This is a genomic window from Bacillus inaquosorum, assembly GCF_023238325.1.
Lineage (GTDB): Bacteria > Bacillota > Bacilli > Bacillales > Bacillaceae > Bacillus > Bacillus inaquosorum.
Genome location: NZ_CP096592.1, coordinates 918,229 through 933,857, shown reverse-complemented (window position 1 = coordinate 933,857; position 15,629 = coordinate 918,229). Strand labels below are relative to the sequence as shown.

The window sequence follows — 15,629 nt, the reverse complement described above, 5'->3', positions numbered from 1 at the left end:
CATTTTTGACAGGAGTTTCTGGAAAATAAAAACCGCATATGAACTTAATGTCATAAGCGGCGCTTTCGTTTATTTATTTGAATTCAACCCATACTGATCCTTGGTCTGCTGAACGCACGCAATTCTCAATCCAGCGGATGCCCTCGATTCCTGCATCAATGTCAGGATACACCAAGTTGTTCAAGGTTTCTTGATCTTCGCGGTTTTTCGCATCAATCGCAACGGCAAACTTAAGATAAATATTGGCCCACGCGTCTGACAGCCCTTCGCTGTGTAAGGCGCCCAGACGTTCATCAGCACTGCACGCACCGTCTAAATACGGCATGCCGCGAACGAGTGTCTGAATCGGCTCTCCCTGCACTTCATACGTCAGTTCGTTTGGCTTGCTGTCCCACCATTCGATGCTTGCTTTTGAGCCGACAATCCGGATTCTATGGCCATCCATACATCCGGCATTGATTGATGATGTCCACATCGTTCCGACCGCTCCGTTTTCATAATGCATGAGCACATGTGCGTTGTCCTCCAGCGGCGCTCGGCTGCCGACGAAGCTCTGGCGGTCACACAGCAGCTCTTTGATTTTCATCTGCGGCATAATGAGCTGCGACATATAATACGTGTGGGTAGATAAATCGCCCAGCACAAAGCTTGGCCCGGCGATCGCAGGGTCGACACGCCATTTCTGTGCAGCGCTTATGTTTTCGCCCTCATCTGCTGCACAAAAACCGTGTGTGTACTGCAAGTCAACCACACGAATATCGCCGATCTTGCCTTGCTCAATCATCGCACGCATTTGAAGGAGCATTTGATTGCCGGAAAAACCGTATGTCACGCCGACAATTTTCCCTTTTTTCTCTGCGAGCGCTTTGATTTCATAGCCCTCTTCTGAAGTGAAGAACAGCGGTTTTTCACAAATGACATGCAGATCTGCTTCAAGCGCCGCCTTACAGATCTCATAATGAGTGCCGTTCGGCGTGGCAATCGATACAACCTCTATGCCATCCTCTTTTTTCGCTTCCTCCGCAAACATTGTTTGATAGTCAGGATAACAGCGTTCCGCATCCACTCCGAGGTTCACCCCAAAGTCTTTTCCTCTTTCGGCATCGATATCAAAGGCGCCTGCGATTAATTGAAAGGCAGTATTGTCTCTCAGCGCTCCAATACGATGTTTATATCCAACCTGGCTGAGCCGCCCGCCGCCTACCATTGCCCAGCGCAGCGGTTTTGAAATGATTCTTTCTCCATTTAGCATCAGAAAAACCTCCTATTGGCTGATGGTTTGTTTTAAAGCTTCTATCGATGTGCGGATGCCCGCTTCCGGTGACATCGTTAAGTCCTCCATTTCTAAGGAAACCTCACCGTCATACCCCATCATTTTTACGACTGAAAAAAATTCCTTCCACCACTGTAAATCCTGTCCGCAGCCGACAGCTACATAATTCCATGCCCGGTTTGCAGGATCTGTCACTTCTTTTGTTTCTAACAGCCCGTTAACTGCAGCTAAATGTCTTTCAATTCTGACATCTTTTCCGTGAACATGGTGAATGGCTTCTCCGAGCTCCCTTGCCGCGATGATCGGGTCTGCGCCCATCCATAATAAATGGCTCGGGTCAAGATTCAAACCGACCATCGGGCCGACTGCATTTCTGAGCCGAAAGAGAGTCTCAGGATTATAGACTAATTGAGAGCTGAAATTTTCAAGCGCGATTTTTTCAACACCGCAGGCTTCCGCTTTTTGGACAAGCTCCTTCCAATAAGGAATCGCAACATCTTCCCATTGATAGTTGAGGATATCTTTTAAAACGGGAGGCCAGCTCACTGTGTATGTGATCCAGTTCGGCACTTTGTCGTCCGGGCCGCCGGCTGGCAGGCCGCTCATCATGATCACTTTTTTGACGCCTAATAATCCAGCTAACTCCATCGTTTTGGCCGTTACTTCTCTGTGCAATTTGCCCAGTTCGCCTGGATCCAAAGGATTCCCCGAGCAGTTTAAAGCGCAAAGTGTCATATTCCGCTTTTCCAGCGCTGCTGAAAACTCTTCTCTTTTGTGGCTGCTTTGCAGCAGTTCATCAAGATTCAAGTGAGGCGCAGGCGACCAGCCTCCGGTTGTCATTTCAAGCGTATCAATGCCAAGCTCCGCGGCAAAATCGAGCATTTCTTCAAAAGGCAAATGTCCTAAGCTGTCTGTTACATAAGATAGTTTCATTGATAGATTCCTCCTGGTATCTGCAGATTACGATAAGTGAGTTGTTTGATTTTGGATTTCCTGATCAGCGCGGCGGCCATACTGGCGAAAGGAATGCTCAAGCTGTTCAAGTGACCGCCCTTTTGTCTCAGGCACATATTTTTTCACAAATAGAATCGCTAGGATATTCATAGCGACAAAGATAAAAAATGTCGCCGACATCCCAATATGATTGAGCAAAATGGGAAAGGTGAATCCAATGAGAAAGTTAGCTGTCCACAAGCAGAAGGTGCTGATCCCCATGCCAAGCCCCCGCACATGCATAGGAAAGATTTCCGAGAGCATCAGCCACGTCACCGTAGAAATGGCAGCCTGCTGAAACGCAAGAAACAAAACGGTCAAACTCAGCACAACATACGGCAGGGCGGGTGTTCCTTCAAGGACAATAGATAAAATCCCGATCAGCAGAAGGGCTGTCATCGTGCCAATCTGTCCGATGATCAGCATGGGCCGGCGGCGGACTTTGCCGAGAAGCCATATCCCAAAAATGACCGCTATAACTGAAATAACACCGTTTGCAATATTGCCGATTAATGCAGCTTCTGTTTGAAAACCGGCTTCTCTCAGAATTTCTGTCCCATAGTACATGATCGAATTGACACCGGTAATTTGCTGTACGATGGCGATTCCGATCCCAATGAATAGAATGCGCCTGATCCACGGCTCTTGAAAATCATGAAAGCCGGCCTTTTTTGCTGTGCCCTCAATCGCATGTTTGATTTCTTTTATTTCCTGCTGTGCCCGGCTGTCTTCACGGATTTGCCGAAGCACCCGCAGGGCGTCACCCATTCTGCCTTTAGCCGCCAGCCAACGCGGGCTTTCAGGCACGATGAGCATTCCGAACCATAACACAACAGCCGGAAGTGTCGCGATGACCAGCATATACCTCCATACATTTGCGCTCTCCCCCATTGTGCTGCCGATAATGGCGTTAAAGGTGTATGCCAGCAGCTGGCCAATTACGATCATCAGTTCATTTTGTGTCACGATTCGTCCCCTGCGTTCTGCCGGCGAAATTTCCGCTAAAAAGGTTGGAACCGTTACAGAAGCGCAGCCAACCGCCAGTCCGAGCAGAAAACGAAAGGCAATCATCACGGACGCGTTTGGTGAAAAGGTACAGCCAAGTGTGGCTGCGATGAAGAGTAAGGCTAAATAAAGGATCGTTTTTCGGCGGCCGTGCCGATCGGACAGACGTCCTCCAAACATCGCCCCGAAGGCTGCCCCGAGAAGCAGGGAACTCGCAACCAGTCCTTCTGTAACAGGTGTAAGATTGAGTTGACCTGCAGTTGCCATAAAAGGAAGTGCCCCATTAATGACACCCGTATCATAACCGAACAACAGGCCGCCGAATGTAGATACCAATGTAATCGTTCGTAAAAGCCCTTTATGAGCTAAGCTTTCTTTTTCTTTTACAGCCTCTTTCTTTTTTGTACTCACGGCTTTCTTCCCCTTCTTTCAAGAATGGCAGAGCACCCGACACCAAGCATAAGCCAATGTATCCCTCCTTCAGCAACACACATTTTTGTAACCGCTTTCTAAAAAGATTATAAGACAACGAGATTTCTCGCGTCTTTATCATATGAAGACATTGTTTTGTCATTTCAGGACATCTTATTCGTGCGGCTTGGCCTGTTCGATTTTTTGAAAAGGTTTATTGATTTGAAATGCGGTCATTTTTGAGTCTTTATAAAGGGAGCGGAAAAGCCCTGGTGAGCTGCCGATTTTGGCGGAAAAGACGCGAGTGAAATAATGTACTGAGAAACCGATTTCTTCCGCTATTTCTTTAATCGACAAATTCGTTGATTTCAGCAGCTCGGCAGCTTTGTTTATTTTTTCATTTTGGACAAATTCTGAGTAGCTGAAGCCCAGTTCTGCTGCAAATAAACGTGATAAGTGCCTCCCTGAGATATGAAAGTGGCTGGCGACATCCGTCAGCTTTAACGGCTGTGACAGATTGTCTTTTATGTGCAGTTTCACCTCTGTCAGCAAAGCAGAAGATGTGTGAATGGGCTGCTTTTGTTTCGGGCGATGGGCGGACGGGAGAAAGGTTTGGATTAATGACAGGATCAATGCATGCGACAAATGAGATAGGATCTCTTTGTCAAAAGCATTGACAGGCTGCGCTGCTTGCAGCATTAACGTTTTCCAAAGCAGGCCCGGCGGTTCGCCATCTTTCAATTGCATTGTGATAAAGGGGCTTTGTTTCACTTCTTCCATCACTTTGATCCATTCGGCGCTTGACTGATCCTCGCTCAGCTCGAAAGCGACGTAAAAAAGGAACAGCCCTGTTTCACTTTTGATTTGGTGCAAATGCTCCGGCTTTGACAAAAAAATCGTCTGTTCACGAAGCGGATATGTACGATCGCCTTCAAGGTAATATCCTTCACCTCTTACGACGTAACAAACTTCATAAAAGGAATGCTTATGAAGCAGTGTGTTATAGTGGTTCGTCATCGCTCCCCAATAGTGGACGTAAAATGAAACATCCTTTTGCTCTAAGCGATGCACATATTGATTTAATGCTATTTTGCCCGTCACAAGGTGATTGAGTTCCATGTAAACGCCTCCTAACAAGTTGGTTCTCCCATCATAACAAGGCGGACAAAAATAAAAAATCCCCCTGCCGTTTTTTCGGCAAAGGGATTACAGTCAAATCACAAATCTAATATGGGCGCCGGAAACAGGATCTTTCACCCGGAAGCTGTTTACCGTTTCTTCGATCGAATATCCGGCACGTTTGACTCGGTCTGCCACTCGATCCAGTTCCTCTTGATGAGGCAGGACAACCGTGTAATAGTCTAGTCCGCTGGCATTTGTCGGTTTAGGCGGCGCGTTTCTTCCTGCCCAAATGTTTAAGCCGATATGATGATGGTAGCCTCCGGCTGAAACGAAGAGAGCGGACATGCCCGCATAGTTTCCGACAATGTCAAAGCCCAGCACATCCGTATAGAACGCTTTTGCTTCGTTCAAATCACTGACATGCAGATGAATGTGTCCGATAATTGTATCGTTCGGAAGCGTTGCTTTCCGCTCATCTCCGGCCACTTCAAGAAGACCCTCAATGTCAACAGCGGTTGTCGTCATGACGTAGTTTCCTTCACGATCACGCTGCCACGTGCTGCGGGGGCGGTCAGCGTACATTTCAATTCCGTTTCCATCAGGATCAGACAGGTAGAGTGCTTCACTGACAGCATGATCCCCATGTCCGATGGCAATGCCGTGTTCAATCAGGCGGGCGAGCGCGATACCAAGTTCCTTCCTGTTTGGAAGAAGAATTGCAAAGTGATAGAGGCCCGTCACAGACCGTTCAGGCAAGACGACGGCGCTCTGATTTTCTTCGAGAACAAGCAGGACGCGTTTTCCGTCAGCCGATAGTTCGGCTTGGCGATCCGTCTTTTTTAAGACTTGAAAGCCGATGACGTTACAGTAGAACTGAAGGGAGCGCTCCAGACTGCGGATTGTGAGTTTGACATAGCCAATGTTTGTATCCTCATGAATGCTGGTCATGCTGTATGCCTCTTTTCTTATGCTGATACGTTTTCGCTCTTTTTTGCTTTAAACACAAGTGGGTCTAGCGCAAGGAAACGGCTTCCGGAAAGAGCCAGGTGGATTGATGTCAAAAGCAGAAGGTAATCAAATTCTGCATTGCCCATGAATGGCGCTTTCAGCTTGACTGTAATGATGGCTCCGATCAGCGTGAGGGCAAACAGAACACCGACAATGCGTGTAGCCAATCCGAAGAAGACAAGCACTCCGCCAACGAGTTCAATCGCTGCAATGACATACGCCATAAAGCTTGGAAGGCCTATGCTGCCGAAAAATTGGATGGTTCCTTCCATTCCCTGAAACTTAGATAAACCGTGAACAAAAAAGATAATACCTGTAATAACTCTTAAAAGTAATGTGCCAATTTCAAATGATTTATTCATTTTATCCTCCTTGATAAATGTTATCACTTACTTAATGTAAGCTAGTATATATACATAACTTGTTTACGTCAAGTAATTTTGTTACATTTTACGAAAATGAAATAAAAGTACTATAAAACTGTAACAAAAAAGACCTTTGTGCGGGACAAAGGTCTATTTCTCAAATTGGCTTTTATATAAGTCACTGTAAAATCCTTTTTGCAGGATCAGTTCTTCATGGCTGCCTTTTTCAATCATTTCGCCATCTTTTAGCACCACAATCTGGTCCGCTCTTTGAATGGTGTTCAGCCTGTGGGCGATGATGACGCTTGTTCTTCCCTCCATTAAACGGGTGAGCGCTTCTTGAATGTTGACTTCTGTTACGGTATCAATGTTGCTTGTCGCTTCATCCAAGATGAGAAGAACCGGATCGGCAAGCACCGCACGCGCTATGGAAATCAATTGTTTCTGTCCTTGGCTGATGCCCGATCCGTTTTGCGTGAGCACTGTGTCATACCCTTTTGGCAGCCTTTCAATAAAGCTGTGGGCGTTCGCTGTTTTTGCCGCGGCTTCGACTTCCTGATCAGATGCATCGAGCCTGCCGTAGCGAATATTTTCTCTGATCGTTCCTTGAAACAAAAACGAATCCTGCAGGACAAACCCCATGTTTTTCCGCAGGCTTGCTCTAGTGAGGGTTTTAATATCTGTACCGTCGATTAAAATCCTTCCCTCATCAGGCTCGTAAAAACGGGCGAGCAGGTTGGTGACAGTTGTTTTCCCCGCTCCCGTCGGTCCGACAAACGCGATGGACTGTCCAGCAGGCACTGTAAACTGTAAATTCTTCAGTGTCTGCTGCCCTTCATCGTAACCGAAGGACACATCCCGGAATTCAATACTGCCTGTTTGGATCGGCTGATGCACGGCGTTCTTTTCATCCTCGCGTTCTTCTTTTTCATCAAGCACGTCAAACACCCGTTCAGCGCCGGCAATGGCGGACAGCATCGTATTAAACTGATTGGCCAGATCGTTTAAAGGGCGTGTGAATTGCCTTGAATACTCCGCAAAGACGACGATGGAGCCGATCGAGATCCAGCCTTTCAGCGCGAACAAACCGCCGATTGCGGCAATCATTGTAAAGCTTAAGTTATTCAAAGAGTTCATGACTTTCGGGATAAACCCGGAAATCGTCTGTGCCCAGAAGCCCGAGGTCTTGAGCGCAGCGTTTTTTTTGAGAAATTCGGCAGTGATCTGCTTCTCACGCGAATAGGCTTTGATGACCTTTGCGCCGGAAACAGATTCCTCAATATATCCATTCAGCTCACCAAGGTTTTTCTGCTGTTCTTTAAACAGCTTTCCCGTCCGGTTGGTGATCCATTTCAGGCTTACTGCCATCACCGGAATGATGGTCAGGGTAATCACTGTAAGGAGCGGGCTCATGTACAGCATCACTGCAACCGTTCCGACAAAGGTGATGACGCTTGACAGAATTTGAATGACCGACGTGTTTAAAGTAGAGCTGACATTTTCGATGTCATTTGTCACCCGGCTCATCAGCTCACCGTGCCGCTGTTTATCAAAAAACGGAATCGGCAGCTCATGCAGATGGGTGAACAACTCGCTTCTCATTCTGAAAACAGTGCCTTGCGAAATCGTAATCATCCAATAGTTTTGAAACCAGAGTGACAGTGACTGAATAATGTAAATGACGAGCAGAAGAAGCAAAACGGGAATCAGTCCGCTTACCGTTCGCCCGACGATGAAATGGTCGATGGCCTTTCCGATCACAAAGGGGCCGAGGAGCCCGAATATCGCGCTGATGACAACCATCAGCATGACAAGGATAAGCAGTCCTTTCCGTTCAGCCAAGTAAGACCAGATTCGTCTCAGTGTGCCTTTTGTATCCTTTGCTTTCGCCCGCTTTTTTGCACCTTCTTTTTTGTCGATTGGCAGTTTGGGATATTGGAAAGGCTTGCGGATGTCTTTTAGCATGACTCGCTCCCCTCCCTTCCGAATTGCGACTCGTAAATGCGTTTGTATAACTGAGATTCAGAAAGCAGCTCACTGTGCGTGCCTTTTTCAATCAGTTCGCCATCCTCAAGCAGCAAAATCTTATCAGCTCTCATCGCCGTGGTCATTTTTTGCGTAATGATCAAGGTTGTGCACTCATATGCGCTGATTGCCTCAAGCAGCTTCGCCTCCGTCTGCAGGTCTAGCGCGCTTGTGCTGTCATCTAAAAGAAGGATGGCCGGCTTTCGGATCAGCGCCCGCGCAATGGAAATCCGCTGCTTCTGGCCGCCGGACAGGTTGACGCCTCTTTGTCCCAAAACAGTGTCATACCCATTCGGGAGCTTCATAATCGTTTCATGAATTTGCGCATGTTTGGCCGCTTCCATTATTTCATCAAGTGAAGCATTTTCTTTGCCCCAAGCGATATTTTCCTTGATTGTGCCGGAAAACAGAAGCACTTCCTGCGGTACATATCCAATTTGCTTGCGAAGCCCCTCTGCCGGAAAATCGTGAATTGGCTTTTCATCTATGTAGATGCTGCCTGAATCCGGCCGATAAAGCCGCGGAATGAGCTGAAAGAGCGTGGACTTGCCCGATCCCGTCGCACCGAGAATCGCGATCGTTTCCCTCGGCTTTGCGGAAAATGAGACATTCCGCAGCGCTTCTCTGTCCATTTCAGGATAACGGAAGGATACATGCTGAAACTCAATCCGTCCTGACAAACGACCTGGTATGATGCCTTCTTCCCGCTCATCGCCTTCCGTTTCAAGCACCTCGCCGATTCTATCCCCTGAAGCCTTCGCCCGGGTGAAAATCATAATCAAAAACGGAAACATCGAAAGCGCGCCCGTAATTCGTGTTGCGTAGTTAATAATCGCGACAACATCACCGACTTGAGTGCTTCCGTTCGTGATACTGTGTGCACCTGCCCACAAAATCAAAAGGATGCAGAGGTTCATCAGCAGCATCAGCACAGGCATCGTGAATTCCACAAGCTGAAAGGCTGAAACTGTTTTTTCCATCAGCCTCGTGTTGGCTTTGATAAATCTTTTGACCTCGTGGCTGCCGCGAAGCAGCGCTTTGATCAGCTTAATCGCTGTTAAGTTTTCCTGCATGACGGTATTCACCTGCTCCAGCCGTTTCTGCACTGAACGGAACAGCGTCCCGCCTTTCTTTAATACCCATAGCAAAAACAAGATCAGGATCGGAATGGTCACAAGCAGAAAAAAGCCGAGCTTCACGTTAACGGTGAGTGACAGCACAATACCGCCTACAATCATTAACGGAGCCCGCAGCATAAACCGCAAACTCATAAAAATCATGTTTTGAACCTGTGTGACATCGTTTGTCAGCCTTGTGATATAAGAAGAGGACGAGAACTGTCCAAAAGTAGAATAGGAGAAGGACTGGATTTTTTGAAAAAGCCCTTTTCTCGTATCGTAGGAAAAGCTTTGGCTGACATGGGCCGCATAAAAGGAATTCAGCATTCCCGCTGCAAATGATAACACGGTCAGTCCGATCATGACCGCGCCCCATGTCCACACATGCCGGAGATCTTGCTTTAAAATCCCATCGTCGATGATTTTTGCGATCAGTAAAGGCTGCATCAGTTCAACCGCAAGCTCCGTCAACATGAGAATCAGCGCAATTCCCACCAGCAGTGAGTATGGTTTTAAAAACGATAAAGCCTTTTGCATGTAAAAGCCTCCAAACCCCTTTTTACTCGATTGTCTCTTTCTTTACTTTACTATGACGGTCTTTTTGACGGCAAACGAAAACCCTCCCGAAAAGGAGGGCTGGCATTATTGATTCAATATTTTTTCCACACGCTCCCGCATCTGCGGAACGCTCAATCCGATAATCACCTGAAACGCCTTCCCGTTTCTGACGACGCCGTGTGAGCCAAGCGCTCGGAACGCGCTGTCGGGCTCAACCTTTGTTTCATCCTTGACGCTGACTCTGAGGCGGGTGGCGCAGTTTGTCACTTCAGTGATGTTGTCTTTTCCGCCCAGCGCTTCAATATACAGAAAAGCGGTGTCATCTGCCGCTTCAACAGCGGAGGCCGTTTCATCCTTGTTTTTTCTTTCTCTGTATTCCTTTTTCGAATACAGCTTTGTTTCCTGCTGATCATCCTTTTCCCGTCCCGGTGTGGCGATATTGAATTTGAGAATTAAAAATCGGAAGACGAAAAAATAAATAGCTGTAAAAGAAAGCCCGATCAAAATTTGATACACATACGTCATACCGTGGCTGCCAAAGAGCGGAATCCAGTTCAAGGTCACCGCTTCGATCAGCCCGCCACCCATGTTTCCGACGACACCGGCCATATACATGGCTGTCGACATCGTTGCAGCCAGTACGGCGTGAACCGCAAATAAGAAAGGAGAAATGAATAAGAAAGTGAACTCAATCGGCTCTGTAATACCGGCGACAATCGCCGTCAGCGTGACAGGAATCAGCAGCCCTGCGACAAGTTTTTTCTTTTCCTTTTTGGCTGTGACATAAAACGCCAGGGCGATGCCCGGAATGCCGAAGATTTTCGAGTTGCCGTGGAGCGCGAATCCGCCTTGCGGGAAGAGCTCCTTCAGCGGTTTTGCGCTTTGCGAATATTCGCCGAGATGCTGTGCCCAATACGTGACGATCCCGCCTTCCGCTACAGCAGGCCCGTAAATAAACGGCGTGTAAATAAAGTGATGAAGGCCGGTCGGAATCAAAATCCGTTCCAAAAACGTGTAAATCCAAACGCCCACCGCACCGGAAGCAACCAGGAAGCTTTGAAGCGATCCGATTCCCGCCTGAACCATCGGCCAAATATAAGACACGGCCAAGGCGATCGGGATCATAATGAAGAAGGAAATCATCACGATATACGTTGAGCCTTGAAAGATGCCGAGAAAATCGGGCAGTTTTTTATCAAAATAACGATTATGCAAAAAGACGACAATCGAAGAAATAAAGATGGCTCCGATAATGTTGGTATCGAGCGTTTTGATGCCTGCGATCATCGTTAACCCGCTCGTTCCGCCGACCTCTTGGTTCATGTCGACGCCAAATGCCCCTCCCCATACCGTCAAGATCGAGCTGACAAAGTAATTGAACGTCAAGTAAACCGTAAGCGCTTCCAAACAAGCGCGCGCCTGAGCTTTCTTCGCCAAAGCAACCGGGATGCCGATGGCGAATAAGAGCGGCATTTGATTAAATACTGTCCAGCCGCCCTGCTCAATGATATACCAGCACTGATACCAAAACCCATCAGGATCGGCAAGCGGGCCCATGATGGTTTTATTTTTAAAAAGCGTACTGACACCGACGATAATGCCAGCGAACGCGAATAATAGAACAGGTACAAACATCGCGCTTCCAAAGCGCTGGATTTTTTGCATCATACCAGAACCCCCTGCTACTCAATGTCATTTTTTTCTGCCTCTTTGTAATCAACATATGCGCGGAACAATGCTTCGCCAACGAGAAAGAACGGTGCAAAAGCGACAATTTCCGTTTTATCGCTTAATGTCACAGGTTTGCTTGTCGCATAAAGATTATGCGGAGTCAGCTGGGCGAGGACATTGTTTTTTAAATTCGTAATGGAAATAAAGGGAATACCCTTTGCAGAAAGCATTCTTGCCTGAGGAATCAGCTCCGGTGTTTCTCCGGAAAGAGAAATGATGATAAACAGATCGTTTACTTTAAAATCATCGCGCATCAGATTAAATTCATTTCTGTCTTCAATCAAAATGAGATACCGATGGCGCGGAATAAACATTCTTTGCAGATCACGGGCGCATATCTTTTGCGCATTTCCTGATCCGTACACGAAAATGCGGTCGGCTTCATCAATCAGCTGGCACATATCTGTCATGTCCTTTGTCCTTAAGAACTTCAGATTTGATTCAATATCATCAAGCAGCTTTTGAAAACTCATACTCTCGCCTTCTTCCGGCTGATCTTCCCACTTTAAAAAAACGCGAAATTCACTGTAGCCGCTGAAACCGAGCTTTTGGGCAAGCCGCAAAATCGAGGAACGCGATACGCTGCAAGCTTTGGCCAACGCATCGATTCCAAGGGTGTAGCACGTGTGCTTGTGATTCAATATATATTTTAAAATATGAAAATCGTTGTCATTTAATTTGCCGTAGTGCTGATTAATCAGTTCGTCTAGCTTCATATCAGATCCCCCCATTTTCTTTCTATTATATACAATAACAGATTCGAAAACGGGGGGTATTTCAGTTATGAAATGCGGGTTGGGCTTTGATCAAGCTCAGGCCAGAAGTCTTTGTTGGCCTCAATTAAATCCTCGAGAATCAGCCTTGCCACACGTGCGTTTGGCACAGTTTTTGACAGGATCAGCGCCTGCCACAGCTTTTGGAACGATTTCTCCGCCCACGCTTCAACAGTCAGTTTCTCAACGGATACCTGCTGCTCCATCAGCCCTTTTTGGAATTGCGGAATGGTGCCGACGGTGATCGGTTCAGGCCCATTTGAGCCGACAATACACGGCACCTCGACCATCGCAGTCGGGTCAAAGTTCGCAATCGCTCCGTTATTTTCAACGATCAAGAGCATTCTTTCACCTGTGTTGTAGGCAATCGCCCGGGCTAGATCAACAATATATGATGCGTGATCATCGATTTTGATTTCGCTGTTTTCCGAGGACTGCTCGCGTGTGATCATGTCACATTGGCTGAAAATAAAGGCTTCGCGCCCTTCCATCACTTCGTTTGCCCGCGTATGATTCGGATTTGATTTTTTCACCATATCATCCGGGAACAAGTAATATTGCAAATACGTATTCGGCAGTGTGTCAGGATCTGCGGCCTGTACGTCACGCGCTTTTGCGAACGTGTCATTCCAGCTCGCCTCGACAGCTTCAGCCTCCGTCTTCGGAATGTACCCGTATTGAGATACATGCTCCTTCAGCTTCGGCATTAAATCATTGCCCTCTTGATCCTGAATCGATGTCCACCAGCCGAAATGATTTAATCCGTAATAGCGGACCTTCATTTCTTTTCTTGAGGACAGGCCGAGAATTTGCGCCATCCGGTCTTCGATTCCAACCGGCATATCACAGATGTTCAGAATTTTCGAATTCGGTCTGAGGCGTCTTGTTGCTTCGGCTACAATTGCCGCCGGGTTGGAGTAATTGAGCATCCACGCATCAGGCGAATATGTTTCCATGTAATCTAATATTTCAAGCACGCCGCCGATCGAACGCATGCCGTATGCGATGCCGCCCGGCCCGCATGTCTCCTGGCCGACAACTCCGTACTTCAGCGGAATTTGCTCATCCAGCGCACGCATCGCGTATTTCCCTACCCTGATGTGCGCCATGACAAAGTCGACATCTGTAAAAGCTTCTTCCGGGTCAGTCGTCGCTGTAAATTCAATTTCCGGCGCTTTTTCTCTGATAAAAACGTCACAGGCGCCTGCTATGCGATCCTGTCTCTCCTTATCATTATCATACAGCTTCAGCTTTCTGATCGGAAACTCCTCCAAATGGTCCAAGAGCATCAGTACGATCCCTGGAGTGAAAGTGCTCCCTCCGCCCGCTATTACGATTGAGAATGATTTTTTCTTCATATGACGACCTCCTTGATAACGTTTACATTTCATTTATACCATGTGAAGGCCCGTCCCGTAACACGTTTGGCGCACTTAGATCATTTGATCAATTTTAGTGTTTTTTCCCACAAAGCGGGAAATTTCTCATTTACCTTACGTCTGGGAGATTTGATTTTTTTACCTTTTTTGTAATCTTAAAGTCTCACCTACTGTGAAATTTAAGTGAATATACGCCCTTCCATTTCTTATGAAAAGGTTCTTTTGTACGATTCGGATACATGCCGAATTATTTATAATCATTTATATAAAACATCCATTTGTGCGTGAATTTAGAAAAGGCAGGGGACAAAAGTTGGACTCATATAAAGTCATTGAGCTGGCAAACAAGTACAGTGCGGCCGCAGAAGAGGTCAGAAGCTCCAAAATGCTGCTTGAATCCCGGTTATCTGCATTAGGGGATGCTTGGCAGGGAAAAGCAAGAGATTCGTTCGACCAGGATTTCGAGGAAACGAAAGCCGCCTACGATCAATTCGAACAGGAGCTGCTTGAAACAAGCCAGGAGCTAAAGGCAGCCGCCGTCAAAATAGAAGAACGAAAAGCTGAAATTGCCAGAATGGAAGAACTGGAACGTAAAGCAAGAGAGGAAAGACATAAACTCAGGGGGTGAATGGTGTGTCAGGAAACATTGCAGTTGATCCGGATAAACTCGAACAGCTGGCAAATGATGTAGTCACTGAATTAACCGATATGGAAAGCAAATATAAGGACCTGCATGTGGAGCTGGGGCAGATGATTTTACAATGCGATCCCCGCTACAGCAGCTGTTTTTCCGGAGTCGGCGATGCGTGGAGCTCAGGAAAAGCGCTCGTCACCAAGCTGAGTGACAATGAGATTTTTATCAGAAAAACGGGCGATAAATTTGTTGAACAAGATGATATTCTGCGAAAGCTCTATAATGCTTACGACAAATACGGAACGATGACAAGCTTAACCGCCCTTATGCTGACACAAGGAAAATACTACGGATTAGGGCTTACGAAATTTGTGAAACAGCCAAGCGGTTTGCATACCGCCCGGCACTCAAAACTTCTATTGGATATTTCCAGAGCCGTTGACAGCTCACGTTATCAAAAAGCGGCTAGAGTGCTTATGAATCCTAAATATTTGTTTAAAAAGACAAACCGGCCATTTTCAGATTTGGTACATAAAAAGTTTACAAAGTACTTCCCTCAGGATACGGTCGATTTTTCAAACAGCGTCAGAAGCTACACAAGAGGATTTCTTAATGAAGCCGGCGTACGCTCAACTTTGAAGGATGTCGGAAAAACGGGCTTGAAATTCGCAAAAGGAAATGCCATTACCGCCACACTGATCACCGGTGCGACCGAAACGTTCGGAGCGGGCTTGAAAATTGCTGAAAATTACGCGAAATACCAAGACAAACCCGAAGTTCTCAAGCGTGAAAACGCCAAGGCCGTCGGGAATGCTGTGAATAACACTATTTTCATCGCAGGAGGAGCTACGGCAGGCGCTGTCGTCGGCGGTGCCCTTGGAAGTGTGTTAGGCCCTGTTGGTACAGTAGTCGGAGGCACAATCGGATCAGCCGTAGGAGGTTTTGTTGGGGAAAAAATCGCAAAATTCACATCAGGCTTTGCTGAAAAAGCGGCGATAAAGCTGAAAGAACCGATTCACGCTGTCGTCGATACAGCCAAGAAAGGGCTGGAATCAGCCGGCAAAGTCGTCAAATCAGTGAATGACGGCATAGATGCGGCGAATAAAACGATACATAAAGGGATAGACAGCGCGAAAAAAGGAATGGAAAAAGCAAAGAAAACAGCAGACTCGCTTATACACGGCGCAACCCATTTCCTCAAAGGGAAACTTTCATTTGGATAGGAGAATAAACA

At 47.0% G+C, this 15,629-nt stretch carries 13 protein-coding genes; 2 read left to right on the top strand and 11 right to left on the bottom strand.

Features of this window, described 5'->3' with window-relative positions:
* Positions 1-73 precede the first annotated feature (73 nt).
* The 11 genes from M1M80_RS04560 to glvA all read right to left on the bottom strand — a co-directional run bounded on the left by M1M80_RS04560 (position 74) and on the right by glvA (position 13,740).
* Positions 74-1,255, bottom strand: coding sequence for a Gfo/Idh/MocA family protein (locus M1M80_RS04560; RefSeq protein ID WP_080428976.1), 1,182 nt, complete (start codon positions 1,253-1,255; stop codon positions 74-76).
* 9 nt (positions 1,256-1,264) lie between these two features.
* Entirely contained in the window at positions 1,265-2,206 is a 942-nt protein-coding gene (locus M1M80_RS04555) for a sugar phosphate isomerase/epimerase family protein (protein ID WP_060398194.1), read from the bottom strand.
* Positions 2,207-2,233: 27 nt separating this feature from the next.
* Positions 2,234-3,682, bottom strand: a complete 1,449-nt coding sequence (locus tag M1M80_RS04550) for a sugar porter family MFS transporter (RefSeq protein ID WP_060398193.1) — start codon at positions 3,680-3,682, stop codon at positions 2,234-2,236.
* A gap of 174 nt (positions 3,683-3,856) precedes the next feature.
* Positions 3,857-4,801, bottom strand: coding sequence for an AraC family transcriptional regulator (locus M1M80_RS04545; protein WP_060398192.1), 945 nt, complete (start codon positions 4,799-4,801; stop codon positions 3,857-3,859).
* A 93-nt stretch (positions 4,802-4,894) separates the two neighbouring features.
* On the bottom strand, positions 4,895-5,752 hold the full coding sequence (gene catE, locus M1M80_RS04540; RefSeq protein ID WP_060398191.1) for a catechol 2,3-dioxygenase: 858 nt from the start codon (positions 5,750-5,752) through the stop codon (positions 4,895-4,897).
* Positions 5,753-5,769: 17 nt separating this feature from the next.
* Positions 5,770-6,174: a DoxX family oxidoreductase CatD gene (gene catD, locus M1M80_RS04535; RefSeq protein ID WP_003239773.1), complete on the bottom strand. Its 405-nt coding sequence runs from the start codon at positions 6,172-6,174 to the stop codon at positions 5,770-5,772.
* Positions 6,175-6,327: 153 nt separating this feature from the next.
* Positions 6,328-8,142 carry an ABC transporter ATP-binding protein gene (locus tag M1M80_RS04530; protein WP_060398190.1) on the bottom strand — a complete coding sequence of 605 codons (1,815 nt, stop codon included), beginning with the start codon at positions 8,140-8,142 and terminating at the stop codon, positions 6,328-6,330.
* Positions 8,136-9,857, bottom strand: coding sequence for an ABC transporter ATP-binding protein (locus M1M80_RS04525; RefSeq protein WP_104010214.1), 1,722 nt, complete (start codon positions 9,855-9,857; stop codon positions 8,136-8,138). Before M1M80_RS04525 ends, M1M80_RS04530 begins: the two co-directional genes overlap by 7 nt.
* Positions 9,858-9,962: 105 nt before the next feature.
* The gene (malP, locus tag M1M80_RS04520; protein WP_060398188.1) at positions 9,963-11,546 is read right to left on the bottom strand and encodes a PTS maltose transporter subunit IIBC; all 1,584 of its coding nucleotides are present in this window, start codon (positions 11,544-11,546) and stop codon (positions 9,963-9,965) included.
* Between the two features lie 14 nt (positions 11,547-11,560).
* Positions 11,561-12,325: a MurR/RpiR family transcriptional regulator GlvR gene (gene glvR, locus M1M80_RS04515; protein ID WP_003239782.1), complete on the bottom strand. Its 765-nt coding sequence runs from the start codon at positions 12,323-12,325 to the stop codon at positions 11,561-11,563.
* Between the two features lie 65 nt (positions 12,326-12,390).
* Positions 12,391-13,740, bottom strand: coding sequence for a maltose-6'-phosphate glucosidase (gene glvA, locus M1M80_RS04510; protein WP_060398187.1), 1,350 nt, complete (start codon positions 13,738-13,740; stop codon positions 12,391-12,393).
* Positions 13,741-14,074: 334 nt separating this feature from the next.
* On the opposite strand from glvA, the gene M1M80_RS04505 reads away from it, so the two are divergent.
* The gene (locus M1M80_RS04505; RefSeq protein WP_003239785.1) at positions 14,075-14,389 is read left to right on the top strand and encodes a WXG100 family type VII secretion target; all 315 of its coding nucleotides are present in this window, start codon (positions 14,075-14,077) and stop codon (positions 14,387-14,389) included.
* Between the two features lie 5 nt (positions 14,390-14,394).
* Positions 14,395-15,618, top strand: coding sequence for a hypothetical protein (locus tag M1M80_RS04500; RefSeq protein WP_060398186.1), 1,224 nt, complete (start codon positions 14,395-14,397; stop codon positions 15,616-15,618).
* Positions 15,619-15,629 lie beyond the last annotated feature (11 nt).